Consider the following 23,417-nt stretch of genomic DNA (forward strand, 5'->3'; position numbering starts at 1 on the left):
AGCTCTCCGACCGGGACGCACGGACCGCGGCCCGACTCTTCGTTGCGGGTCCACGTCCCGCCCGCCCCTGCCGTCAAGCAACGTGATCAGCGATTCTTGCCTCGTCTCGAGAGCGTGGAGACGATATCGTTCACGCCCTGCCTGATCGGAAAGTCGAAGTACGTGTCGGGAAACGGTTCGTCACGAAGCGTGTAGTGCCACCACTCGGTCGCGTAGGAGCTGAAGCCGCTGCTCTCCATGATCGAGCGCAGCTGACGTCGGTTTCCGGCCTCGGTCGCGCGAATGCCGACGGCGTCATGGTGAGAGAGCGAGTCCATCAGGTCGTGATCGCCGCCCATGGCGACGAGTTCGCCGGTCGAGAGGTGGAAGAGCGTCAGGTCGACCGTGCTGCCGCGGCTGTGGCCGGACTGGGTGGCCACGTAGCCGAGCTCGAACATCTCGGCTCGCTCGATGTTCGGGTAGTGTCTGCGTTTCGTGCGGCCGTCTTCGGGTTGCTGCGCCCAGCGCAGAAAGTCGTCGACGGCACGCTGGGGCCGGTAGCCGTCCCAGAGCAGCAGGCCGAGGCCGCGGGCAGCTGCGGCTTCCCGAGCCAGCGCCAGGCCTGTGCACAGCGCCGTCGTGCCGACGATGCGATTGGCGGAGTAGCCGTCGACGGGCTTGCCGATGAAGTTGTCCCAGGTGGCGTACTTCGCGTCCCAGCGGATGCCGGGAACGAACTCGTCCACGAAGACGAAGTCGTCGATCATCCTGCCGCTTCCTCCAGTGCCCCGGGGGCCGCTGCCGCCCGACGCACGGCGAACGACACCAGCAGATCGATGACCGCGCCGAGCGAGAGCCCGGCGGCCGCCATCATGCGCGGGTACCGGCTGTACGAGGTGAGCCCGGGCAGGGTGTTGACCTCGTTGAGCACGACCTCGCCGTCGTCGGTCAGGAACATGTCGACCCGCGCGAGGCCGCGGCATCCCAGTGCCCGGTAGATGGCCTTCGCCTTCTCCTGCATGAGCACTCGCGTCTCGTCGGGAATGTCGGCGGGAACCACGACGGCCGAGTTCTCGGAGCCCGCCTCGGGCGCGCGCTCCTGGTGGATGCGGAAGAAACCGTGCGACAGGCGGACCTGATCGACCTCACCGACGATCAGGCCGAGGTCGTGCTCGAGCACCGCGCAACCGATCTCGCTGCCGGCGACCGCCTGCTCGATCAGCACTTTCGAGTCGTACTGCCGGGCGTCGTGCACCGCGGCGGCGAGTGCAGCATCGTCGTCGACCCGGCTGACGCCGAACGACGACCCCGATCGGGCCGGCTTCACGAACACGGGGTAGCTCAGGCCGTCGAGGTCGATCTGCCCGTCGGCCGTGAGCGTTCGGAAGGTCGGCGTCGCGATGCCGGCACTGCGTACGACGAGGTAGGCGAGCGATTTGTCCATGCAGAGTGCGGAGCTCGGGATGTCGCAGCCCACGTACGGGATGCCCGAGAGTTCGAGCAGGCCTTGGATTGCGCCGTCCTCGCCGAGCGTGCCGTGCAGCAATGGCAGCACCGCATCGAGGTGGATGGTGGTGATTCGGTCGTCCTGCTGCACCAGGAGTCCGTGCACGCCGCGGTCGGGCGACAACGACGCCGTGCGGCAGTCGCCGCTCTCCCAGTCGGCGGCGGGGCCCTCGCACAGCTTCCACTCGCCACTCGTGGTGATGCCGACGAAGAACGGCTCGTACTGCTCGAGATCGAGGTGACGGGCGACCTCCTGCGCCGACTTGACCGAGACGGGGTGCTCTTCCGAGGCGCCCCCGAAGAGGATCGCGATGTTCAACTTATCCATGCTGTGTTCCTCCGAATGCGATGCAGTTGAGAATGGTGTGTTCGACCGTGTCGGCGAGGGCGCGTTCGGTGAAGTACGCCGTGTGCGGCGTGATCAGCACATTCGGATGCCGCTGGAGACGCACGAACAGCTGGCTTTCGATCGGCCGACGCCGACGATCGGCGTAGAAGATCCCGTCCTCCTCCTCGACCACGTCGAGCGCTGCGCCGCCGACGGCACCGCACTCGAGCGCGTCGAGCAGCGCTGCGGTGTCGATGAGCGCACCTCGACCGGTGTTGACGATGACCGCACCGGGTTTCAGCTGGGCGATCCGCCGGCGATCCAGCAGATGTCGCGTCTCCGGTGCGAGCGGCGTGTGCAGGGTGATGAGGTCGCTCCGTTCGAGCAGCTCGTCGAGCGGCACATGGTCGGCGGGCGTCTTGGGGTTGCGGTCGTACGCGAGCACGCGGCAACCGAAGCCGTGCAACCGCTGCATGACGGCGGCGCCGATGCGACCGGTACCGATTACTCCGATGGTCAGATCGCCGAGTTCCTTGCCGCGTGCGACGTTGAGCCTGAAGTCATTCGCCTCGGCGCGGATGACGATCGAGCGAGCGTTCCGCAGCGCCATCAGCATCAGCATCAGGGTGTAGTCGGCCACGCCGTCGGGAGCGTAGTCGACGCCTTCGACCGTGATGCCGAGGCTCCGCGCGACGTCCAGATCGATGTGGTTCCGTCCAGCGCTGCGTGTCGAGATGTACTCGACGCCGGCATCGCTCAGCAGGCGAAGCGTGGCGTTCGTGACCGGAGTCTTGTGGCTGACGCTGATGCAACGGTTGCCGAATGCCAACCCGACATTGTCTTCGGCGATCGCGGCGTCGATGATCGTCGGAATGACGCCGAAGCGAGGCGCCGCCTCACGGAAGGCTGCCGCCTCGTCGGGGGAGCAACCGTAGATCGAGATGCCCGTTCGCGCGACCACGCGAGCGGCACCGTCGAGCGCATCACTGCGGGCGGCGCCGCGGATGACGCGACCGGCACCGTCGTCGGCCGACGAGTACGAGGGCGCCCGGGATGAGATGCCGGGTGGTGCTGTTCGAGTGCGCTCGTGGTAGGCCATTCCACCAGTCAAGGCAGGCGGCTGTTGTCAGGGCGTATCCCGATTTCGATATGCCCGCGATATGCAGCGCCGGAGCCGTACGCGGAGCACGCACACGGTCGGACAGGTTCATGATGCGGTGGTCGCGCTACCCGGGGCCGGTTGGTCGACCTCTGGCAGGTCAGGCGTGTCGACGCCGTGGCTCGATCACTGCTCCGGCGCCAGGGTCACATTGCCGGCGCCGGCCTCCATATTTCGCTGCAGTTCCCAGATCTGGTAGCCCACCATGTGCGTGTGCACCTTCGGGTTGGGGGTGACCTTCACGAAGCAGACGCGGGTATCGCCGCTTTCTTGCGCCCGTGCAACTGGATGGTCGCGGGTGGAAGAAACGTGAGCGTGGATCGTTGAATCGGGATCACCATCGATACCCGGGGGTCCGAGGCGATGTCGCGCGCTTTGAGCAGGTGGCGTCTGGTCATGGCGTACAGGGCGAAGGGTTCGCCGGGGCGTGTTGTTCCGTGACTCACGCCAGCAGAGTGAGGGGCTCCGTCCCGTCCGACCGTGGAGAGCACGGCGAAGTGTTGCCGACGGATCTGCTCGAGCACGATGTGCGGCGTCACCCGGGTGTCGCTGAGGTCGTGTTGGCTCGTCATGGTCGTTGCCAGGTTGGAAGCAGTCGCGCGGCCGGTAGTGCGTCGAGTGGATGGCAGCGGTCAACTCCTGCGGCGACTGACGTCAAGGGTCTCGAGCAGTTCCCGGAACTGATCCGGTGTGATTTCGCCCTTGGCAAGCCGATCCTCCAGTATCCGGCGCGCCGAATCGAACTCGGCGTGACCCCATCCGGCGGAAGGATGGCTGCTTGTTCTCGTTTCTCGCACGGAGAAGACGATGGCCACGACGATGCCCGCCACAATCAGCAGCGGTATCAGAACTGCCGGGATCCACATCCACCATGCCCCGTACCCGTAGCCCCACATCATCAGGCGAACCTCCTTCAGATCACGATGGCTCCTTCAGTAAACCGCCGCGAGGTGGTCGCGATAGGGTACTTCGACCCCTGGAAGGATCTCGCGGAGCGTCTCGTAGGGCGAGGCGTCGTCGAGTGGTGCGTCAGCCGATCGAGCGCGCACACCTGCGACCAGCCGGGTGGCGAGGCGCAGGATTCATCATCGGCGCAGATCCGATCTCGTGTTGTCGAAACCCTGCCCGACCCGGAGAGCGGGCGTTCGCAACCTTCGAAAGCAGGTCCCCGAACGACCCGCCACCCCGCCGCATAATGCACCTCGGGCCAGTAGGCAAGGCCTCGACGCCGCGACGGCGGCACGCCTACGGTCAGATCATCGAGCGAAGGGAGTCGCCATGTCAGACGCCGAGATGACCCCGTCGCGAACGGCTGACGACCCGATGGGGAGGATCGACGACCGCCGCACGTCGAGAGGTGACGTCGCTCCTCCTACCGAGACCCGGATCGAAGACGAGACCATCGGGATCGATACTGGGTCAGCTGGGGCCGAGAGCCCGGGGGACGACGATGAATGAGCGCTCGGATCGGCCCGACGATAGCGCCGACATCGTGAACCCGGAGAATCTGCCAGCGCAGGTCGAGCCGGTCGAGCAGGCTGGTGCCGCCCGCAGCGATATCGCAGCGGCTTCGGCCCCTCGCCCTGATGATTCAGACCCGCCTGCTGACGACCATGCTCGTGAGACGTCATCGGCGACCGAGCAACTGGCGCCCGCGTTCGACATCGACGCCCGGCTCACCGAGATCGAGCGCCAGGTGAACCTGCTCGTCAACATCACGCCGCTCAACGCGGCGGAGGCATGGGCGGACTTCGAACGCAGCGACTTCGGCACGGCCCCCACGCTGCGGCTGCGGCCGTTGGACTTCGACCCGGACCTGGCCCAGCGCGACCTGTACGATCTGGAGATCGAGAACGTCGACGACCCGGCACTGCACACGCTCTTCCGGGCGAAGCGGGACGAGATCGCCCGGCAGATCACCGCGTTGGAGGACCGCGACACCTCGCGGTTCCTCTACGGGTCGCTCCAGCTCTACGGAACGGTGGCTCCTCCGCTGGCCGCGGCAGCGGCGGAGCTGCTCGAGACCATCCCCCCGCAGGCGCCCAGCACCCAGACCGTCACAGCCGGGGCGTTCGCCGACGCCGCCCGTGCGGAATTCGAGCGCTACCGCGCCGTGTACCCGGACTTCCCGGTCCGCGTCGAGGTGCGGGACGACATCTCCGAACTGATGGTGTCGTTCGGCCGCCTGCTCATCCCGGAGACGGCCGCCTTCCGGGCCGACCGGGTCGAGCCGTTGCTGCACCACGAGGTCGGCACGCACGTGGTCACGTACCAGAACGGTGCCCGGCAGCCACTGACGCTGTTGACCATCGGCCTCCCGGGCTACGACGAGACCCAGGAGGGCCTCGCCGTGCTCGCCGAGTACCTGACCGGCGGGTTGGACCCGCGGCGGCTGCGCGTGCTCGCGGCTCGGGTGGTCGCGGTCGGCAAGATGCTCGACGGCGCCGACTTCCTGGACATCTTCGAGTCGCTGCGGGCCGACCACCGCATACCGACCAGGACCGCATGGTCCATCGCCATCCGGGTCGTCGTCGGGGGCGGCTCGGTGAAGGACGCGATCTATTTGCGCGGGATCACGCGCATCCTCGACGCCATCGCCGAAGGCCGCAGCCTGGACGTCCTGCTCATCGGCAAGCTCGCGTTGGACCACATCCCCCTGGTGCAGGACCTCCTCGACCGAGAGGTGCTCCACGAACCGTGGGTTCGGCCACGCTGGCTGGACGTGCCCGGTGCACACGAGCGTCTGGAGCGGCTGCGCGCGGGTGCGACGGTCACCGACCTCTACGAAGGAGACGTGGCGGCATGAGGCTCGCATTCGTCGTCAACGACGTCGACACCGAGGTGGACGAGTACACGACCACCCGACTCGCCAGGGCCGCGGCCAGGGGCGGGCACGAGACCTGGTACGTCGGCGTCGGGGACCTCGAGCTCGGCAGCAGCGACGGACTGTTCGCGGCCAGGGCCCGTGCCGCGAGGTGGAAGAGCGACGACACCCTCGCGAGCTTCATGGAGGGGATCAAGTCGCGCGACGCCGAGCGGATCGTCATGGACGAGCTGGATGCGCTCGTCCTCCGCAACGAGTCGATCGACGACCTGCAGGAGCGCGCGTGGGCCAGCCCGATGGGTGTGGTCTTCGGACAGATGCTCGCGGCCCGAGGTGTGACGGTCGTCAACGACCCGAACACCCTCCATCGAGCGACCAGCAAGCTCTACCTGGAGGAATTTCCCGAGAGCGTCCGGCCACGGTCGCTGGTGACACGAGATCCGAAGGCGATCGAGCGGTTCGTCGATGAAGTCGGCCACTGCGTCGTCAAACCGTTGTACGGGGCCAAGGGCCGCAACGTGTTCATGATCGAGGGCCCGGGGGAGACCAACCTCGCGCAGATGACGGAGGCCGTCCTGCAGGACGGCTACGCCATCATCCAGGAGTTCATCGACGGCGCCAAGGACGGCGATGCCAGAATCTTCCTTCTGGAGGGCCGCATCCTCGAGCGCGACGGCATGCCGGCCGCCTTCCGACGTGTGCCCACGGGCAACGACCCGCGCGCCAACATCAGCACCGGTGGTCGGTCGGTGCCCCTCGAGGTGGGCGAGGCCGAGCTCGGCATCGCCGAGGCGATGGGCGACAAGCTCGTCGCCGATGGGCTGTTCCTCGTGGGCATCGACGTGATCGGCAGCCAGGTGGTGGAGATCAACGCGGAGAGTCCCGGCGGGTTCCAGAGCATCGAGCGGCTCTACGACATCGATATCGCCGAAACCGTCATCGAAGCCCTGGAGCGCCAGGTGAGCCTGGGGTCCTGAGCCGTACCGCCGAGCGTTCGGCCGCAGGGGCGCCGCAGTTGGGGCGAGTTCGAAGGTCTGCAGCATCTCCCCGAGGTACTCGCGAGCGGCTTCCAGGATCGCGTCCGGCGACTCGACCTGCGGGCGTTCGGGAGCGGTCACTCGTGTTCGGGCAGCAGCGGCGGAGACCATCCCGGATCGCGACCGAGCTGCGCCGCTCGAGCGACTGATTCAGCACCGAAGCGATCGCGAACGGCGTCGAGCACCGTGTCGAGGCGCCCGCCGTCGTCCCAGTCGATCGGCAGTTCGGGTTGACGGCTGTCGCCGCGCACCAGCTGCGTCAGCGAGACGCCGATCAGGGTGACGCCGCGCTCGGCGATCTCGGGGAGCGCGCCCGCCAGCAGCTCTTTCGCGACGGCGAGGAGCACCGCGGTGCGGTCGGTCGTGGATCGGATGGTCCGCGATCGGGTGGCCTTCGCGAAGTCTCCGAAGCGGAGGCGCAGTACGACAGTGCGGCACACCCGGTCGCCGTCGCGGAGGCGGCGGGCGAGCCGGTCGACGATCTGGATGAGGATGAGGTCCAGTTCGTCGGCCGTCCGCGGGCGACTGCCGAGCGCGCGCTGCGAGCCGATCGAGCCACGGCGGCGCGTGGTGTCGACCGGGCGAGGGTCCCGGAGGCGGGCGAGCGCGTGCAGATGCGCGCCGGTCGCCTTGCCCAGGAGCCGCTCCGCGGTCGCGGCTTCGAGCTCGGCCAGCTGCCCGACGGTCGTGATGCCGAGCCGGTGCAGCTTCTCGGCGGTCACGGCACCGACGCCCCACAACCGTTCGACGGGCAGTGGGAGCAGGAACGCCTGCTCCTGCGCGGGCTCGACCACGAGCAGTCCGTCGGGCTTGCTGACCGCACTCGCAACCTTGGCGAGGAACTTGGTCCGCGCGATCCCGACCGAGATCGCCAACCCGACCTCCGCACGAACTCGCGCACGCAATCGCACCGCGATCTGCTCAGGCGTGCCGGCGATGCGCCGGAGGCCCCCGACCTCGAGGAACGCCTCGTCGATCGAAAGCCCCTCCACGAACGGGGTGGTGTCGCGGAAGATCGCGAACACTGCTCGGCTCGCCGCCGAGTACGCGTCCATCCGCGGCGGGACGACGACGGCGTCAGGGCACAGCTCGCGCGCCTGCCGACCACCCATCGCGGTGCGCACCCCACGAGCCTTCGCCTCGTAACTCGCTGCGAGCACAACACCGCCGCCGACGATGACGGGCAGGCCGCGCAACCCCGGAGCGTCGCGCTGCTCGACGGAGGCGTAGAAGGCATCGAGATCCGCGTGCAACACGGTCGCCTCGCCCCGCATGCCGCCCTCTCACCGCTCGTCGTTCCGCCGATCGTCGCACGCACCGACGACATCGGAGCCATCGGCGAGGCCCCGGTGTGCACGCTCCCGTTCAGGCCGATGTCGATCGATCGCCCGAGCCGCAGTGCCGCCTGGATCCGCGAGACATCGATTCCAAGCCGAGCGCGCCGACGACGACCAGCGAGACGATCGCCAGCGCTCCGAGCGCCGGCAGGGCACCGAGCAGTGGCACGATCAGCACCGACGCGACCGCGCCTGTGAGGCGCACCGCGTTCGTCTCGCCCGTCGTCCGCCACCGGAACCACACCGTCGCCGCCAGATAGCCGGCGGTGCCGCCGCCCAGTGCTGCCGCGTTGAACCACCCGAGCGGTGCTGCCGAGCCGACGTGCGCGAGTGCTTCCTCGATACCGAGTGCCGCGAAGACGATGCCGGCGACGATGAGCAGGTGCAAATAGGTGTAGGCATCCCGTGCAGTCCTGGCCCGGTCGCCCTCGTCGCGACGGGCGAGTGCTCCCTCGGCATCGTGGGCGAGTCGGGAGAAGTACGCCCACCAGAATCCGGCCGCCACGACGAGCGCGCACACGATGCCGAGCAGGATGGGAAGGTCGATCGGCTCCTGGGCGACGCCGGCTCCGATCGCGATGATCGACTCGCCGATCGCCAGGATCACGATCAGCCCGTGTCGTTCGGTGAAGTGCACCGTCGAACCGACCCGCCAGTCCACGCCGCTGCTCATGCGGTGGGTGACGACGGGTTCGATCACGACGGCGGCGAGCCACAGGCCGAGCTGCCACCCGCCGCCGATCATCGCGCCGGCGATGAGCAGGACGCCTGACGGTACAACGGCGAGCAGCGAGGTGAGGAACGCCCGGCGTCGCAGCGGCCGCGCCGAGACCACCGCGAACGCGAAGATGTGCGTGATGCGCGCGAGGAGGTATGCGCCGACGAAGACGAGCGGCGCGAACAGACCGCCGCGCAGATCGTGGTAGGCCTCCAGAACCGTGACGCCCACGATCACCATCGAGCCCATTGCGACGAGCATCACGGCGCGCACCCAGCCCTGGTCGGCATGAGCGAGGTTGGCGAGCCACCCGTATGAGTTCCACGACCACCACAGCAGCGCAAGGATCGTCATCGCCTGCACGACCCCGATGAGGTCGTGCTCCTGCGCCATGAGGCGACTGAGCTGGGTGAACGCGAAGACGAAGGCGAGGTCGAAAAAGAGCTCGAGGGTCGTGACCCGGTCGCCCTCCATGCTTCGCACGGCGGTCAAGGTCGAGGTGCCCCGGATCATCGTGCGCCTCCCGCTTCGTTCAGTCGCGCGGCATCCTGCGACGGAGCGGCACCGAAGCGGCGACGGTAGTCGCGGCTGAACTGCGACGGACTCGTGTAGCCGACCGCGCGAGCCGCGCCGGCGACGTCGCCGGGCGTGGCGACCAGCCGGATCCGCGCCTCCTGCAATCGCACCTGCTTCTGATATTCGATCGGGCTGAGGGCGGTGACGGCGCGGAACGCGCGATGGAAGGCCGACTGGCTCATTCGGGCGAGATCGGCGAGCTCCACGACCCGGAACGGTTCCGTGTAGTGCTCGCGGATCCATCGCACCGCGTGGCCGACGCGACTCACACCGCTGTCCGCGAGGCCCAGGTCGCGGGCCGAGACGCCGTGTGGGCTGCTCAGGACGAGCCAGTGCAACTCCCGTTCGATGAGCGGTGCGAGCACGGATCGGTCCGCCGGTCGTTCGACGAGGCGGACCATCCGCCCGACCGCGTCGATCAGGTCCGGTGAAGCGTCTCCGACGGAGATCCCGGTGCTGCCGCGATCGCGTTCGACGGGAGGGCGCGGCATCGTGTTTGCCTGGAGCAGCAACTCGGCGATCAACGCCGGGCGGAGCGTCAGCGCGAAACCAAGCGCTGGAGACTCGGGCGTCGTGTCGACGAAGTGCCCGCTCACGGGCAGGTCCACCGATGCCACGAGGCACTGGCCGGCCGCGTAGTCGTGCACCTGGTCGCCGACGGCGAGTCGCTTGGCGCCTTGCGCGAGCAGCACGAGCACGGTGCCGGTCGTGCTGAGTTCCGGCGGTCCGCTGTGCTCGATCTTGGAGATGACCGCCCCGTCGACGATCGGTGTCGCCTCGCCGGCGTGTTTGGAGATGAGGTCGCGTACGTCGTCGAGTCGCATGCCGGAATTGAAGCAGGATGCCGGCCCGGTGCGCACCCGATTCTGCTGATTCGAGCAGGATCGGGCAAGGACTCGAGCGAATGGATCAGCTTCGTCGGTGTTCTGCCGACGTCCGTTTCGCGGAGCGGAGAGCCGGGCGCTGTTCGTCGCGTGCGGGGCGACGGCCGATGGCGCGGATCCGCCCCGGTGATGGAACCGAGTGGATCGACGTCTGACCGAGCGAACGGCTCGCGAGGAACGAGGTCGGGCCGAGCGCTTTCGGGCCGTTCGATCGCGTCTCGAGTTCGGCGTCCGCTCCGCCGTCGGCGAACAGCGGCGGAACGGCGCCGACGCGGGGCGAGACTTGCCGCATGGACGACAGCGAGGCGCTCGACGCCTATTCCGCCGCGGTCGTGCGCGTGGCCGAGCAGGTGCTGCCCGCGGTCGCCGCGGTGAGCGTGCGCACGTCGGCGGGTTCGGGAGCCGGCAGCGCTACGGTGATCAGCGCCGACGGGCACCTGCTCACCAGTGCGCATGTCGTGGCCGAGGCATCCACCGTCGAACTCGCGTTCGCCGACGGGCGAACCTCTGACGCGCGCGTCGTGGGTGCCGACGTGCTCTCCGATCTGGCCGTGCTGCGCGCGCTCGGGCCGACGCCGGCTCCGGTGCCGCTCGGCGACGCGTCGCAACTGCGGGTCGGGCAGCTGGTGGTTGCGCTGGGCAATCCGAGGGGGCTTGCGGGCAGCGTCACGGCGGGCATCGTCTCAGCCCTCGGGCGCTCGCTTCCGACTCGCTCCGGGCGGGTGATCGACGAGGTCATCCAGACGGATGCCGCCCTGAATCCCGGGAGCAGCGGGGGTGCGCTCGCCGACAGTTCAGGTCGGCTCGTCGGCGTCAACACGGCGGTCGCGGGTATCGGCCTCGGACTCGCGGTGCCGATGAACGCCAGCACGCTCGCGATCATCGAGACCCTCACGACGACCGGTCGCGTGCGCCGCGCGTGGCTCGGGATCGCCGGCACGAGGGTCAGGTTGAGCCCCGACGCGAGCGACCGCATCGGATCGCCGACCGGCATGCAGGTCATTTCGACCATCGCGGGCAGTCCGGCCGCCCTCGCCGGCGCGAAGGCTGGCGACATCGTGATCTCGATCGACCGCACGCCCGTCTTCGATCCGACCGGCGTGCAGCGGCTCATGGTCGAAGCGGCGATCGGCCGGCGCATGGAGATGACCGTGCTGCGGAACGGCGCGCTCGTCGACCTGGTCGTCTCGCCGGAGGAACTGCGGGTGAGTTGAGGGACGGCTCGTCAGGCGACCGGACGTGAACCGTCAGGCGCCGCGCGATGTCGGACTCCGCCGCCCTGCATGACCTGCACGCCCGGCTGCCCGTGCTGTTCGGGGCCGACGCGATACGGGCGCATCATCTCGTTGTCCTCGTGTTCGACGATGTGGCAGTGCCAGACGAACTGTCCAGGACGTGCGAACCGGAGCCGCACGCGGGTGACCTCGCCGGGATAGGAGATCACCGAGTCCTTCACGCCGGTCTCCCACGGCTCCGGGGGACGCATCGGGCCGGCCGGCGTCACGGGCACGGCGACCTCACCCTCCTCGTCCAGGACGAGCCTCTCGCGGCCGACCACTTCGAAGGCGACCTCGTGCACGTGCATCGGATGCGCATCGCCGGTCGTGTTCACGAACTCCCACACCTCGGTGGCGCCGACCTGCGGATTCTCGGTGACGTCGTCGTCCCAATCGAGCGGGACCGGCACGCCGGCGTCGACGACGCCGAGGACCGCCTCCGTCGGGCCGTCGACCGGACGACCGCCAGCATCGAATCCGATCGCGGACTTCTCGATGAGCGCGAGCGACCGGGTAGACGTCTCGGCCGGCAGAGGGGTTCGCGCGGGGAGTACCAGGTATCGGGGCGGGGTCGTCGGATCGGGCGCGACCGCCGGGACGACCCGGAACTGCATGACCTGCCCCGTCGAGGCGGCGTCGGAGGGCTCGAAGTCCACGCCAGGGGTTCCGCCTCCGAACGGCTCGTCCGGACCGACGTTGCCGAGGACGTACGACCCGAGCGGAACGCCGGTGAAGTCGACGATGAGGTCCGCGCGCTCGGAAGGCCCCATGAGCAGCCGGCCCGCGTGATCGGCCGATAGGTTCACCGGCCCATCGAGGTATCCACCCTCATTGCCGATCTGCCACACCTCGAGACCGGGGATCGCAGAGAAGTCCAGGATCAGGAACCGCGATTGGCATCCGTTGAGGAACCGCAACCGGTAGCGACATTGCTCGACGACCTGGAACGGCCACGTGTTGCCGTTGGCGATGATCATGTTCCCGAAGAACTCCGGGTTCCAGATCGGGGAGAACTCGCCCGCGGGCAGGTAGTCGCCGACGATGCCGTCGAAGAGGGCCCGCGTGTCCGGGTAGAACAAGGATCCGTCCTCGTTGAACGAACGGTCCTGCACGGCGATCGGGATCTCGTGGTACGTCTTGTTCGCCGGGAATTTGTCGCCGTCCTTCGGTGCCGGCCCAGGTAGCACGGCGGTGGTCCCGAAGCGGCCGTCGAGGATCGCGTCTGCGCCCTCGGGCCCGCCGCGTACGAGGAAGAACCCCGCCGGACCTGCATAGACGTTGAGCCGGGTCATTCCGAGTGTGTGGTCGTGATACCAGAGGGTCGATTCGCGCTGGTCGTTCGGGTAGTCGACGACGGCATAGCCGGTGCCCCAGGCCACCGCGTGTTCGCTGCCCGCCTTGCCGGCGAAGAACTCGTACCACGTGCCCTCCGTCGCGAAGCCTGCGGGGATGTCGTCTGCGGCGGGCAGATACCACGCCTCGGGGTATCCGTCGCTCTCGTCACCGACGCCGACTGCGCCGTGCAGGTGCGTGACGATCGGCACCGGTCCGTCGTAGGCGTTCGGCGTCGTCTCGAACCTCGGCCGCGAGTCCCGTCCGGTCGCACCGCCCGGCGGGTTCGCCCAGTGCAACGTGGGATCGACCGGCAGCAGGTGCGGCAGGAACCGCCTGTCGTCATCGACGAGCTCGTTGATCCACTTCACCCGAACCGGCCGATTCCACTTCGCCTCGATCGTGAGCGAGGGAGCGTGGTGCACCAGCAGTCCCTTCTTGCTCGTCGAGGCGACAGCGCCGTACCCCCATACGGTGGTGGCCGGCATGCCGGCGGGGAGGACCTGCTGAGTGAACTGCCGCACCGAGATCTCGTAGGAGTCCGCGTTCTTGCCGCCACGCATGGCGACGGTGCCGGCCCGAGGCATGACCGGCGGGATGAGCAACGGTGTTCGGAACTTCGGCACGTCGGCGGGTGCGAGGGCGCCGCCGGGGACGTGTGCCACCGCGACTCGGATGCCACCCGGCATCACGGCGTACAGCATGAAGCCCGCTCCGACGGCGCCGGCGGCCGTGATGAACGCGCGGCGGCTCAGCCGCAGGCTCGTGCTCGTGCTCGTGCTCGTGCTCGTGCTCGTGCTTGTGCTCGTGCGACGGTCATCCATCGATCCCACCTCGCGCCTGCTCGTGACGCCCTGCGCTCCGAATGCCCGCCCCCCACTGGCCGTCTCGTATGCGAGACATGCTCAGTTTGGCGCAAGCACCGTCTCGCTGCAAGCACGCGACGGAGGGATTCGCGGTGGCCGACGCCGAGTCCGCAGCATCCACCCGTCGATGGAGTCGAGCGATGAGACGCTGCCACCCATCCGTCCTCGGCGCGCGCCGCCGCTTCGCTGACGCGCCGGTGGCGCTCGGAGACCGTGCGCACGCGAAACGCATCGGCCTCGACGACGACGAATGCCATTGGATCTGCGCGCGTCGGGGGAGCGGCGCACGCCGACGTTCGCAGATCTCCGGGGCGAGGTCGTCGCGAGGCCGCCGGATCAGGGCTTGATGTACGTCTGTCGCTGCAGAGCGGGTTCCGGCGGCACAGCAGGGAGCCAGTCGGGTTCTTCGTCGGTGACCTCGTCCGCGTCGGCGACATCGTCGCCGGCCGCCGGTGCAGCCGGTTCGCCTGCGGGTTGCGGCAGGGCGCCGAGCCGGTCGACCTGCTCGGCCAGCGCCTCGAGCACCGAACGCAGTTGAACTTGCGCGACCTGAGCGTATGTGCGCACGTACTCGATCTCGGGCATCGCCGCCTGCGGCGAGGGCGCCGGCGCCGGCCCGGTGGCTCCGGCAGCCGCATGGGCGTCCTCTGCACGTGCGGCACGCTCCAGCACGTCGCGGTACTCCTCGCGGGCCGCGAGCACGAGTTCGCGCGCGTACTGCTCGGCGTCGGCAACGGCCCGGTCGGCGATCGTCTGCGCCTGCGAGAGCAGGTCGACGGCTCCGAGAGTGACTTCTTCGTCGAGCTTCGCCTCAGCCGTAGCGCTGAGTCTCGCGTTCTCTGCGCGAAGTTCCTCGAGCTCTCGGCGATCCCGTTCCGCCGCCTCTCGGACGACGTCGATCGCCTCGTTCAGTTCGACGAGGAACGCGTCGATCTCGGCGCGATCGTAACCGGCGCCGATGTGCCGGACCGCGAACCTGGCAGAGTCCGTCTTGGGCAGGCGGGCGACGGCGCGCGCGAGATCGATCTCCTGCGCAGGACTCGACTCAGGTGCTGCCGGCGTCGACGGGATCGCCGTCGGCATCGGTACGAAATCGGATTGCGGCTCATTTTCAAGATCGGGAGTCATCGGGCACTTCCCATTCGTTCGGCGGGCAACCCGGACGGCTGCCCATCTCGGATGTCGTGACGTTCTTCCGGGCGCTCCTCCTCGAGCGTCGCGAACTGCTCGAACCGGAGATCGCCCGACGCGACGCCGGCGCCGCGGAGCCGTGCGAGCGTGTGCTTGACCATGGCGGGGGAGCCGCAGACCATCGCGAGGGCATCGGGGCGGACGCCCTCTGCGACCGCGGCATCGCCGACCAGCCCCTTCTGCCCGGGGTAGCTCGGATCATCGGAGACGACGGGCGTGTAGGTGAACCACGGGCGTCCGGCGAGGCTCTGCAGCAGACGGTGCTCGTACAGGTTCCACGGCACGCGTGCTCCGTGGAACAGGTGGACGCGAGGAGCCTGGCCGGTCTTCTGCCAGTTGAGGTCGATGCGCTCGAGGTGCGCGCGGAGCGGCGCGAACCCGGTGCCTCCCGCGACCATCAGCAGTTCACGGTGGTGCTCCTCGGGCTCGAGCGTGAGCTCCCGCCCGACCGGCGCCCCGAGCCGCAGCACGTCGCCGGCCTTGAGCTTGCGAACGATCGCGCTCGAGACCTGGCCACCCGGTACGAGCTGCACGTGGAACTCGAGCGTTCCATCGACCCGCGGCGCGTTCGCGATGCTGAGGTAGCGCCACAGTCGTGGCGCATGCGCCGTTTCGACCGCGACCGACTGCCCGGGTTCGAAGGTCAGCTCGGGTTCGGGGCGCACCTGCACGACCGCGAGCTCCATGCTCTTTCGCTCGACGGCGATGACATGACCCTGCCAGGACGCCGGACTGTCGTGTTCGGAATCCTCGGCCGCCTGCACCATGACGGTGGCGATCAGGCCGTAGGCCGCGGCCCAGTCCGCGGCGAGCTCAGCGGTCCACTGGTCGCCGAGGAAGTGCTTGAGCGTCGTCAGCAGTGAGAGACCGACGGCGTCGTAGTGCTCGGCGATCACCTCGAAGCGTCGATGATCCCGGCCGAGCTGCTGGATGAACGCGGTCACCTCGTCGAGCTGGTCGACGTTCGAGACGATGCGGCCCAGCGCGCCGACGAGTCGGTCGCGCTGGGTCGCCATCGACACCGGGAACATGGCCCGCAGCTCGGGGTGCGTGTAGAACAGGTGCGAGTAGAAGAAGAGCGGCACCTCGTCGCCGAGCGACTCCGCCAGCGACCAGGTGTGCTTCAGAGCGGCGGTGTCCAACGCGTCACTCGTGCGTCGAGGTGACCTCGACGATGTCGGGCTGGGTCGCGGCGACCGCGCTCACCGTGCGATCGATGATCTCCGACGGAACGCCGGCGTCGGTCAAGGCGGTCACCAGGTGACCCGCGACAGCGGCGAAGTCGCCCGCCGAGATGCCCATGTTCGCGTGGGCCTTGCGGAGATCGCGGCCCTCGTAGACGACCGGACCGCCCATGACGGTCGAGACGAGCGCGACCTGGTGCCGCTTGAGGCGGACCATCTCGACGCCGTCGAAGTACCGCACGAGGTTCTCGTCGCCGAGCACCAGTTCGTAGAAGCGGTCGACGACCGCGCTGATCGCGGGGGCGCCTCCCACCGCTGCGTAGTCGCTCAGGGCTTCGGGCTCGGTCTGGAGGCTGGGGGAACTCATCGTCGGGTCCAATCGTCGGCCGGTAGGGGGGCGCTCCATTCCTAGCAGACGGAGTCAGGCCGAATCAAAGCCCGAGCGCTGAACGCCGACCAGGATCGCGTCGACGGCGGCGTCGCCGCGGATGCGTCGCATCATCGCGACCACGTCGTCGGCGACCTCGGCCGTGAGGCGTGCACAGACGATGCTCGTGGGCCCGAGCGGGCCGAGCCCGCCGCCGCGAACTCGGATGACCCGCCAGCCGACCTCGCCCAGCGCTTCGTCCTTCTCGAGGTCGGAGGCCTCCTTCAGCCCGAGGTGCGCTCGGCGCGAGCGGCCCGGGTCGTCGTACTCGACCGCGATGCGCAGTTGCGGCACGATGATGTCGGGCCAGACCTCGGTGCGGCCGAAGAACGTGCGGGCGACCCGCACGGCGTTGACCCGGTGATGCAGCCTGATGCGTTCGCCGAGGAGCGCTCGCAGCCGCTGCTCGGTCATCGACGTGCGAGTGCGGAGCCCCGGGTTCATGAACGCCACACCCGCCTCCCGGAGGGCTGCCGGTGCGTGCGCGTTCGTTCGGCACTTGGTGCAGCCGGTGCCCGTGAGCTGGTCGGCGACCGAGCCCCGATAGCGATCGTGACCCCGATCGCAGCGCCACTCGTACTCGGCGCCGAGACGCGTCTCGGTGGCGAGGCGGGCTCGTTGCGCCGGCGACACGCGCCTGAGGAGTTCGGCACGCGAGCGCTGGGTCTCGGCGATGAGCATGCACAGCGGGCAGGGACGGCCGATGACGTGCGCATCGTCGGCCGGTGCACCGTGCCCGCAGCGGAACCTCACTGCGACCACGGAGACCGCTCCTCGTTCGTCATGACCATGAGTCTCGTTTGCGCCGCCGACATCCGATGTCGGCGGCGGCCACGAGAATGGATACGTGCGGATCGCGGCCGGGGCCGACGGGCGCGACCGGGTCGCCCTCGTCGATCTCGACGACCCCGCGGCGAGCGCCGAAGTGATCGAGGTCGCCGACCTGCCGGCACGGGCGGCCGCGCTCGAGCAGCACGGGCCGAGGTGGGTGTGGAGCGACACTCGGCACTGGTATCCGATGCTGCTCGACGCCGGTGTCCGCATCGAGCGGTGCCACGACCTCCTGCTCTGCGGTGCGATCCTCGAGGGGTCGACCGATGCGCGTGCCGCTCGCGAAGCCGAGACGGGCAGGCCGCGATGGCTTGACGCCGCACCGAACCTCTCGGGTGGTGGGGTCGGCGCGGTCGCGCCCTCCTCGCACTCGGGCGCGGGAGCGACCGCCCTGTTCGAACTGGGGGAAGCGCTCGACGACGGTGCATCCCCGAACACGAATCCGGCGACCGTCGTCCTCGACGCGGTCGTCGCGGAGTTCCGGCGGCAGGAGCGGCTGACGCGCGCGAGTGCACGTCCCGGAGCGATGCGGCTGCTCCTCGCGGCCGAGTCGGCCGGTGCCCTGATCGGCGCTGAGCTGCATGCCGCCGGTCTTCCGTGGCGGAGGGAGGTCCACGAGGCGATTCTCGAGGCCGAGCTCGGCCCGCGTCCGAAACCCGGCTGGAAGCCCGAGCGCATGGCGATCCTGGCGGCCGAGGTCCGCGCCGCGCTCGAACAGCCCTCGGCCAACCTCGATTCGCAGGTCGAGCTGTTGCGTGCGCTGCGGAACGCGGGCATCCAGGTCGACTCCACGGCCAAATGGGAGCTTCGCGACCACGACCACCCGGCGATCGCCCCGTTGCTCGCGTACAAGCGATCGGCGAGGCTCCTGAGCGCGAACGGCTGGGCGTGGCTCGACGAATGGATCGCCGACGGGCGATTCCGCCCCGACTACGTACCGGGCGGCACGGCGACGGGACGTTGGGCGACCTCAGGGGGTGGAGCGCTGCAACTGCCGAAGAACATTCGCGGCGCCGTGGTCGCCGACCCGGGCTGGTCGCTCGTCGTCGCCGACGCGGCCCAGCTCGAGCCCCGGGTGCTCGCGGGCCTGGCCCACGACGATGCGATGGCCGCGGCCGCGCGAGGGCGCGACATCTATCAGGGCATCGTCGACGACGGCGTCGTCGAGACGCGCGACCAGGCGAAGGTCGCGATCCTCGGGGCGATGTACGGAGCGACGACGGGCGACAGCGGACGGCTCGTGCCCCGCCTGGCGCGTGCCTACCCGCGAGCGATGGCGCTCGTCGACCGGGCGGCGGCGACGGGTGAACGCGGCGGACAGGTCACCACGAACCTCGGGCGGTCGTCGCCCGCCCCGGCGTCGTCCTGGCATGCCGTCCAGGCCAGGGCGAGTGAGCCCGACGCGACTCCGGCCGACGAGCGCCGCGCGCGCAGCGTCGCGCGCGACTGGGGCCGGTTCACCCGCAACTTCGTGGTGCAGGGGAGTGCCGCAGAGTGGGCGCTCTGCTGGATGGCGGCGCTTCGCACCCGCCTCGCCGCCCTCCCGCCCTCGATCAAGCGCGCCGAGCGGTCGGGGCCGGTGTTCGGCGAGGTGCCCCACCTCGTCTACTACCTGCACGACGAGATCATCGTGCACACGCCGAGCGAGCATGCCGAAGCGGTCGCGACCGCGGTCCGGGCGTGCGCCGTCGACGCGGGCCGACTGCTCTTCGGCGACTTCCCGGTCGACTTTCCGCTCGACCTCGCGATCGTCGACAGCTACGCGATGGCCGACGGTTGAGCCTCCCCGGCGGCGTCCGAGGTCATCGCAGGGCGACGGCCGCGCCGCGGGCGCTCGGCCGTCGGCGCGAACGCGAGCGTCCGGCCGGATGCCGATACGCGTGCCGTCGTATCGAGCCAGTCGATCGCCGCGCGTGCTCGGGCGGCATCCGCGGCCCCGGCCAGGCGCACCAGTTCGGTGGCCGCCACCGTCGTGCCGGTTGCCTCGTCGACGTCACCGTCGGCTTCGGCCGATGCGAGTCGGTCGGCCCATCGTGCGCGCTCGCCCGTGATGATCGCGCGATCATCGACGTCAGGCAGTGACGCGCCGATCAGCACGCGATCGATCGTCTCGTCCCACGGGTCGGCGCCCGGGGCATCCGTGCCCTCGAGCCAGCCGCGCGCGACCGCGGTTCCCGCCGCGGTGAGCCGGTGCAGCGGGAGTCCGTCCGCCGTCGTCCCGGCCGATTCGGTCAGGCCGGCCTTCGAGGCCCGCTCGAGCGTCGCGTAGCTCTGCCCGACGTTGACGCGTCGGCGTCCGCCGGTTCGCGTCGCGAGCGCCGAATGCAGCTGGAAGCCGTAGGCGGGTCCGGTGAGCAGCAGTGCGAGGAGCGCTTCTCTGACGGCCATCGGCGGCTTCCCTTCCACGCGAGCGAATACCTCACCGAGCATAGTGTTGTCGACGGGGCATGATGCCGAGGCACGGCGAACCGAGGGGAACCCTTGTCAACCCGCCTGATCCGGGGCATAATCGGCGGTGCGGCCGATGCCGCCCACAATCGAACACCGGCCACCCGCCGTTCCGAGGTCGTAGGGGAAGACGCACCTCACGAGAACGGAGATGGAGATGGCAGAGACGGTCGCGCGGACCGCACGCGCCGCGCGGGGTGTGCTGTTCGTGCATTCCTCGCCGCGGGCGCTCTGTCCGCACGTCGAGTGGGCAGCAGGGCGCGCCCTCGGAGTCCCCGTGAACTTCGACTGGCAGGAGCAGCCCGTGCTTCGCGGTGCGCTGCGCGCGGAGTTCTACTGGGAGGGTGACGCCGGATCGGGCGCTCGCATGGCCTCGGCGCTGCGCGGCTGGGAGCAGCTGCGGTTCGAGGTGAGCGAGGACGCGACGCCCGGCAGCGACGGTGCTCGTTGGATGCACACACCAGAGCTCGGCGTCTTCTTCGCGCAGACCGACTCGGCCGGCAACACCGTCGTGCCCGAGGACCGCATCCGCTACGCCATGGAGATGGGCGGGCACGACGCACGGGAACTCCATCGCGAGCTCAGGCTCGCGCTCGGGCAGGCCTGGGACGACGAGCTCGAGCCCTTCCGCCACGCGAGCGACTTCGCCCCCGTCGTCTGGCTGCACCAGGTGGGGTGATACGACCGAGGGCCGGCTGCGGCGCGACGCGGAGGTCGGACGGGGAACCCCGGCAGACGTACGAGCGAAGCAGACGGCCCCATGACGAGAAGGACCCCGGCGCGTCAGCGCCGGGGTCCTTCGATGTCTGGATGTCGCGGACGAGAAGGACCCCGGCGCGTCAGCGCCGGGGTCCTTCGATGCGAGTCGCCGATCAGGCCGAGCGGAACGCGACGACGGCGTTGTGCCCGCCGAACCCGAACGAGTTCGAGATCGCGAGCTGGTCGCCGCTGCCCAGCTCCTGCGTCGCGCCCGAGACGCGGAACGGGACCTCCGGGTCCTGTTCGGTGATGTTGATCGTCGGCGGGGCCACGCGGTCGCGCAGTGCGAGCACGGTGAAGATCGCCTCGAGCGCTCCGGTGCCGCCGAGCAGGTGCCCGGTCGAGGCCTTCGTCGCCGACACGGGGATGTCGTCGACCCGGGCGCCGAACACGGCCTTGAGCGCCTGGTACTCGTTCGGGTCGCCGACGGGCGTCGACGTCGCGTGGGCGTTGATGTGGGTCACCTCGTCGGGCGATGCGCCCGCCTGCTCGAGTGCGAGCCTCACCGCGCGGGCGGCACCGCGGCCCTCGGGGTCGTTCGCCGTGATGTGGTACGAGTCGGCCGTGACGCCGCCGCCGGCGACGTACGCGTAGATCTTCGCGCCGCGCGCCTTGGCGTGCTCCTCGGTCTCGAGGATGAGGACGCCGGCGCCCTCGCCCATGACGAAGCCGTCGCGGTCGATGCTCGTCGGGCGCGATGCCGTCGCCGGGTCGTCGTTGCGCTTCGACAGCGCCTGCATCGAGGCGAACGAGGCGATGGTGATCGGGTGGATCGCCGATTCGGTGCCACCGGCGATGACGACGTCGGCGAGGCCGTCCTGGAGGTGCTCGATGGCGTTGAAGATCGACTCGGTGCTCGATGCGCAGGCGCTCGCGACCGTGGTCGCGAAGGCGCGGGCGCCGAAGTGCAGCGAGAGGTTGCCGGAGGCCGAGTTCGGCATGAGCATGGGCACCGTCATCGGGAGGACCCGTCGCGGGCCCTTCTCGCGCAGCGTGTCCCACGCGTCGAGCAGCGTCCAGACGCCGCCGATGCCGGTGGCGAAGTCGACGCCGAGACGCTCGGGGTCGACCTCGGGGCTGCCTGCGTCGGCCCACGCTTCGAGCGCGGCGACGAGTGCGAGCTGCGACGACGGGTCGAGTCTCTTCGCGACCGGGCGCTCGAGCACGGTGTCGGGCCGCACGAGGGCTTCGGCGGCGAAGGTGACGGGCAGCGAGTACTCGGCCACCCAGTCGTGTTCGAGGGTGCGTGCGCCCGATGCGCCGGCGAGCAGCGCGGCCCAGCTGTCGGGGGCGGTGCCGCCGATCGGCGACGACGCACCGATGCCGGTGACGACGATGTTCTTGGTCATGACGAAAACACTCCGGGGAGGAAGACGAAGGGGACGGATCGAGCGGGCCGGGACGTTGCCGCGGCCCGCTCGTCGCAGCGACTAGGCCTGGGCCTTGACGATGAAGTCGACGGCGTCGCCGACGGTCTTGAGGTTCTTGACCTCCTCGTCGGGGATCTTCACGTCGAACTTCTCCTCGGCGTTGACGACGATCGTCATCATCGAGATCGAGTCGATGTCGAGGTCGTCGGTGAACGACTTGTCCAGCTCAACCGTGTCGGTCGCGATGCCGGTCTCGTCGTTGATGAGCTCGGCCAGGCCGGCAAGCACTTCTTCGGTGGACAATGCCATGGTTCTTCTCCTTGAGGGGTGTCTCGTTTGACCGAGTGACAGTCTAGATGGACAGGGGTCGGCGGTTCAGGGGAGAACCACCACTTGGGCGCCGAACACGAGTCCGGCGCCGAAGCCGATCTGGAGGGCGAGGCCTCCGGAAAGCTCGGGGTGCTCTTCGAGCAGGCGGTGCGTTGCGAGCGGGATCGAAGCGGCCGAGGTGTTGCCGGTCGTCGCGATGTCGCGGGCGATCACCACGGACTCGGGCAGCTTGAGCTGCTTCGCGAACTCGTCGATGATGCGCATGTTCGCCTGGTGCGGGATGAAGGCGGCGAGGTCGGCGCTCGTGACGCCGGCGGCGTCGAGGGCCTGCTTCGCGACCTTCGCCATGTCCCACACCGCCCAGCGGAAGACCGTCTGGCCCTCCTGACGGAGCGTCGGCCACTCGGCCGCGCCGTCACGGAACTCGATGAGGGTGCTGTTCATGCCGACCGCGCCCGCCTTCGAGCCGTCCGAACCCCAGATGGTGCGTGCGATGCCGGGCGTGTCGCTCGGGCCGATGACGGCGGCGCCGGCGCCGTCGCCGAGGAGGAACGAGATGGAGCGGTCGGTCGGGTCGACGACGTCGGAGAGCTTCTCTGCGCCGATGACGAGCGCGTAGTGCGCCGCGCCGGCGCGGATGAGGGCGTCGGCCTGGGCCACCGCGTAGGCATAGCCGGCGCATGCGGCGTTCGTGTCGTAGGCGGCGGCGGGGTTCGCCCCGACCCGATCGGCGACGACCGCAGCCATCGACGGGGTCTGCTGCACGTTCGAGATCGTCGCGATGATGACGAGGTCGACGAGCTCGGGGGCGACGCCCGAGCGTTCGATGGCCTCGGTCGCCGCGGCCGTCGCGAGGTCGAGCGCCGACACGTCGGCGTCGGCGCGGGTGCGGGTCACGATGCCGGTGCGCTGCTGGATCCACTCGTCGGACGAGTCGATCGGGCCGACGAGGTCGTCGTTCGGCACCGCGTTCGCGCCGCGCGCAGCACCGAGTGCGTAGATGCGCGTGTAGGCGGGTCCGTGCGACTGCTGGAGGGTTGGTCTCGTCATGCTC

At 69.4% G+C, this 23,417-nt stretch carries 22 protein-coding genes; 5 read left to right on the forward strand and 17 right to left on the reverse strand.

Annotated elements, in window-relative coordinates:
- Nucleotides 1–86 precede the first annotated feature (86 nt).
- From vanX to ACFWGP_RS03715, 5 genes are all read right to left on the reverse strand, one after another.
- Complete coding sequence (vanX, locus tag ACFWGP_RS03695) at nt 87–746, reverse strand: D-Ala-D-Ala dipeptidase VanX (protein WP_376930145.1); 660 nt, start codon at nt 744–746, stop codon at nt 87–89.
- Nucleotides 743–1,813 (reverse strand): D-alanine--(R)-lactate ligase, encoded by a 1,071-nt coding sequence (vanA, locus tag ACFWGP_RS03700; protein WP_376930146.1) that lies wholly within the window; start codon nt 1,811–1,813, stop codon nt 743–745. Before vanA ends, vanX begins: the two co-directional genes overlap by 4 nt.
- Nucleotides 1,806–2,774: an NAD(P)-dependent oxidoreductase gene (locus tag ACFWGP_RS03705; RefSeq protein WP_376930428.1), complete on the reverse strand. Its 969-nt coding sequence runs from the start codon at nt 2,772–2,774 to the stop codon at nt 1,806–1,808. The genes vanA and ACFWGP_RS03705 overlap by 8 nt, the downstream gene beginning before the upstream one ends.
- A gap of 437 nt (nt 2,775–3,211) precedes the next feature.
- Nucleotides 3,212–3,544, reverse strand: coding sequence for a pyridoxamine 5'-phosphate oxidase family protein (locus tag ACFWGP_RS03710; protein ID WP_231431118.1), 333 nt, complete (start codon nt 3,542–3,544; stop codon nt 3,212–3,214).
- Nucleotides 3,545–3,604: 60 nt separating this feature from the next.
- Complete coding sequence (locus ACFWGP_RS03715) at nt 3,605–3,871, reverse strand: SHOCT domain-containing protein (protein WP_376930147.1); 267 nt, start codon at nt 3,869–3,871, stop codon at nt 3,605–3,607.
- A gap of 551 nt (nt 3,872–4,422) precedes the next feature.
- Here ACFWGP_RS03715 and ACFWGP_RS03720 point away from each other — a divergent pair.
- Complete coding sequence (locus ACFWGP_RS03720; protein ID WP_376930148.1) at nt 4,423–5,778, forward strand: flavohemoglobin expression-modulating QEGLA motif protein; 1,356 nt, start codon at nt 4,423–4,425, stop codon at nt 5,776–5,778.
- 35 nt (nt 5,779–5,813) lie between these two features.
- The gene (locus ACFWGP_RS03725; RefSeq protein ID WP_231431115.1) at nt 5,814–6,773 is read left to right on the forward strand and encodes a glutathione synthase; all 960 of its coding nucleotides are present in this window, start codon (nt 5,814–5,816) and stop codon (nt 6,771–6,773) included.
- 137 nt (nt 6,774–6,910) lie between these two features.
- Here the strand turns inward: ACFWGP_RS03725 and dinB are convergent, their stop codons facing one another.
- From dinB to ACFWGP_RS03740, 3 genes are all read right to left on the reverse strand, one after another.
- Nucleotides 6,911–8,107 (reverse strand): DNA polymerase IV, encoded by a 1,197-nt coding sequence (dinB, locus tag ACFWGP_RS03730; protein WP_376930149.1) that lies wholly within the window; start codon nt 8,105–8,107, stop codon nt 6,911–6,913.
- Between the two features lie 91 nt (nt 8,108–8,198).
- Nucleotides 8,199–9,401 carry a low temperature requirement protein A gene (locus tag ACFWGP_RS03735; protein ID WP_376930150.1) on the reverse strand — a complete coding sequence of 401 codons (1,203 nt, stop codon included), beginning with the start codon at nt 9,399–9,401 and terminating at the stop codon, nt 8,199–8,201.
- Nucleotides 9,398–10,288 carry an AraC family transcriptional regulator gene (locus ACFWGP_RS03740; RefSeq protein ID WP_255679938.1) on the reverse strand — a complete coding sequence of 297 codons (891 nt, stop codon included), beginning with the start codon at nt 10,286–10,288 and terminating at the stop codon, nt 9,398–9,400. The genes ACFWGP_RS03735 and ACFWGP_RS03740 overlap by 4 nt, the downstream gene beginning before the upstream one ends.
- A gap of 350 nt (nt 10,289–10,638) precedes the next feature.
- Here ACFWGP_RS03740 and ACFWGP_RS03745 point away from each other — a divergent pair, with 350 nt between their 5' ends.
- Complete coding sequence (locus ACFWGP_RS03745; RefSeq protein WP_376930151.1) at nt 10,639–11,562, forward strand: S1C family serine protease; 924 nt, start codon at nt 10,639–10,641, stop codon at nt 11,560–11,562.
- A gap of 11 nt (nt 11,563–11,573) precedes the next feature.
- Here the strand turns inward: ACFWGP_RS03745 and ACFWGP_RS03750 are convergent, their stop codons facing one another.
- From ACFWGP_RS03750 to ACFWGP_RS03770, 5 genes are all read right to left on the reverse strand, one after another.
- Entirely contained in the window at nt 11,574–13,781 is a 2,208-nt protein-coding gene (locus ACFWGP_RS03750) for a multicopper oxidase family protein (protein WP_376930152.1), read from the reverse strand.
- Nucleotides 13,782–14,159: 378 nt separating this feature from the next.
- Nucleotides 14,160–14,906 (reverse strand): hypothetical protein, encoded by a 747-nt coding sequence (locus tag ACFWGP_RS03755; protein ID WP_275505841.1) that lies wholly within the window; start codon nt 14,904–14,906, stop codon nt 14,160–14,162.
- 41 nt (nt 14,907–14,947) lie between these two features.
- Nucleotides 14,948–16,156 (reverse strand): globin domain-containing protein, encoded by a 1,209-nt coding sequence (locus ACFWGP_RS03760; RefSeq protein ID WP_275505840.1) that lies wholly within the window; start codon nt 16,154–16,156, stop codon nt 14,948–14,950.
- Nucleotides 16,157–16,160: 4 nt separating this feature from the next.
- Nucleotides 16,161–16,565, reverse strand: coding sequence for a group 1 truncated hemoglobin (locus tag ACFWGP_RS03765; RefSeq protein ID WP_231431108.1), 405 nt, complete (start codon nt 16,563–16,565; stop codon nt 16,161–16,163).
- A gap of 54 nt (nt 16,566–16,619) precedes the next feature.
- Nucleotides 16,620–17,387 (reverse strand): hypothetical protein, encoded by a 768-nt coding sequence (locus tag ACFWGP_RS03770; protein ID WP_376930153.1) that lies wholly within the window; start codon nt 17,385–17,387, stop codon nt 16,620–16,622.
- An 85-nt stretch (nt 17,388–17,472) separates the two neighbouring features.
- Here ACFWGP_RS03770 and ACFWGP_RS03775 point away from each other — a divergent pair, with 85 nt between their 5' ends.
- Complete coding sequence (locus ACFWGP_RS03775) at nt 17,473–19,236, forward strand: bifunctional 3'-5' exonuclease/DNA polymerase (RefSeq protein ID WP_231431106.1); 1,764 nt, start codon at nt 17,473–17,475, stop codon at nt 19,234–19,236.
- Here the strand turns inward: ACFWGP_RS03775 and ACFWGP_RS03780 are convergent.
- On the reverse strand, nt 19,215–19,844 hold the full coding sequence (locus tag ACFWGP_RS03780) for a PadR family transcriptional regulator (RefSeq protein ID WP_376930154.1): 630 nt from the start codon (nt 19,842–19,844) through the stop codon (nt 19,215–19,217). The genes ACFWGP_RS03775 and ACFWGP_RS03780 overlap by 22 nt on opposite strands.
- A 217-nt stretch (nt 19,845–20,061) precedes the next feature.
- Here ACFWGP_RS03780 and ACFWGP_RS03785 point away from each other — a divergent pair, with 217 nt between their 5' ends.
- On the forward strand, nt 20,062–20,583 hold the full coding sequence (locus ACFWGP_RS03785; protein ID WP_231431104.1) for a DUF3145 domain-containing protein: 522 nt from the start codon (nt 20,062–20,064) through the stop codon (nt 20,581–20,583).
- A gap of 193 nt (nt 20,584–20,776) precedes the next feature.
- Here the strand turns inward: ACFWGP_RS03785 and ACFWGP_RS03790 are convergent, their stop codons facing one another.
- The 3 genes from ACFWGP_RS03790 to ACFWGP_RS03800 form a co-directional block, all read right to left on the reverse strand.
- The gene (locus ACFWGP_RS03790; RefSeq protein WP_275505837.1) at nt 20,777–22,012 is read right to left on the reverse strand and encodes a beta-ketoacyl synthase; all 1,236 of its coding nucleotides are present in this window, start codon (nt 22,010–22,012) and stop codon (nt 20,777–20,779) included.
- Nucleotides 22,013–22,093: 81 nt separating this feature from the next.
- A complete protein-coding gene (locus tag ACFWGP_RS03795) occupies nt 22,094–22,342 on the reverse strand; it encodes an acyl carrier protein (RefSeq protein WP_056731598.1) in 249 nt (82 codons plus the stop codon).
- Nucleotides 22,343–22,408: 66 nt separating this feature from the next.
- On the reverse strand, nt 22,409–23,413 hold the full coding sequence (locus tag ACFWGP_RS03800) for a beta-ketoacyl-ACP synthase III (RefSeq protein ID WP_231431102.1): 1,005 nt from the start codon (nt 23,411–23,413) through the stop codon (nt 22,409–22,411).
- Between the last annotated feature and the right edge of the window lie 4 nt (nt 23,414–23,417).

This window comes from Agromyces sp. NPDC127015 (assembly GCF_042725165.1).
Lineage (GTDB): Bacteria > Actinomycetota > Actinomycetes > Actinomycetales > Microbacteriaceae > Agromyces > Agromyces chromiiresistens.

Coding starts and splice junctions, on each gene's coding strand:
- vanX (WP_376930145.1), bottom strand. CDS start 746: ATGATCGACGACTTCGTCTTCGTGGACGAGTTCGTTCCCGGCATCCGC.
- ACFWGP_RS03710 (WP_231431118.1), bottom strand. CDS start 3,544: ATGACGAGCCAACACGACCTCAGCGACACCCGGGTGACGCCGCACATC.
- ACFWGP_RS03735 (WP_376930150.1), bottom strand. CDS start 9,401: ATGATCCGGGGCACCTCGACCTTGACCGCCGTGCGAAGCATGGAGGGC.
- dinB (WP_376930149.1), bottom strand. CDS start 8,107: ATGCGGGGCGAGGCGACCGTGTTGCACGCGGATCTCGATGCCTTCTAC.
- ACFWGP_RS03790 (WP_275505837.1), bottom strand. CDS start 22,012: ATGACCAAGAACATCGTCGTCACCGGCATCGGTGCGTCGTCGCCGATC.
- ACFWGP_RS03780 (WP_376930154.1), bottom strand. CDS start 19,844: ATGGCCGTCAGAGAAGCGCTCCTCGCACTGCTGCTCACCGGACCCGCC.
- ACFWGP_RS03750 (WP_376930152.1), bottom strand. CDS start 13,781: ATGGATGACCGTCGCACGAGCACAAGCACGAGCACGAGCACGAGCACG.
- ACFWGP_RS03785 (WP_231431104.1), top strand. CDS start 20,062: ATGGCAGAGACGGTCGCGCGGACCGCACGCGCCGCGCGGGGTGTGCTG.
- vanA (WP_376930146.1), bottom strand. CDS start 1,813: ATGGATAAGTTGAACATCGCGATCCTCTTCGGGGGCGCCTCGGAAGAG.
- ACFWGP_RS03740 (WP_255679938.1), bottom strand. CDS start 10,288: ATGCGACTCGACGACGTACGCGACCTCATCTCCAAACACGCCGGCGAG.
- ACFWGP_RS03795 (WP_056731598.1), bottom strand. CDS start 22,342: ATGGCATTGTCCACCGAAGAAGTGCTTGCCGGCCTGGCCGAGCTCATC.
- ACFWGP_RS03765 (WP_231431108.1), bottom strand. CDS start 16,565: ATGAGTTCCCCCAGCCTCCAGACCGAGCCCGAAGCCCTGAGCGACTAC.
- ACFWGP_RS03755 (WP_275505841.1), bottom strand. CDS start 14,906: ATGCCGACGGCGATCCCGTCGACGCCGGCAGCACCTGAGTCGAGTCCT.
- ACFWGP_RS03720 (WP_376930148.1), top strand. CDS start 4,423: ATGAATGAGCGCTCGGATCGGCCCGACGATAGCGCCGACATCGTGAAC.
- ACFWGP_RS03715 (WP_376930147.1), bottom strand. CDS start 3,871: ATGATGTGGGGCTACGGGTACGGGGCATGGTGGATGTGGATCCCGGCA.
- ACFWGP_RS03800 (WP_231431102.1), bottom strand. CDS start 23,413: ATGACGAGACCAACCCTCCAGCAGTCGCACGGACCCGCCTACACGCGC.
- ACFWGP_RS03745 (WP_376930151.1), top strand. CDS start 10,639: ATGGACGACAGCGAGGCGCTCGACGCCTATTCCGCCGCGGTCGTGCGC.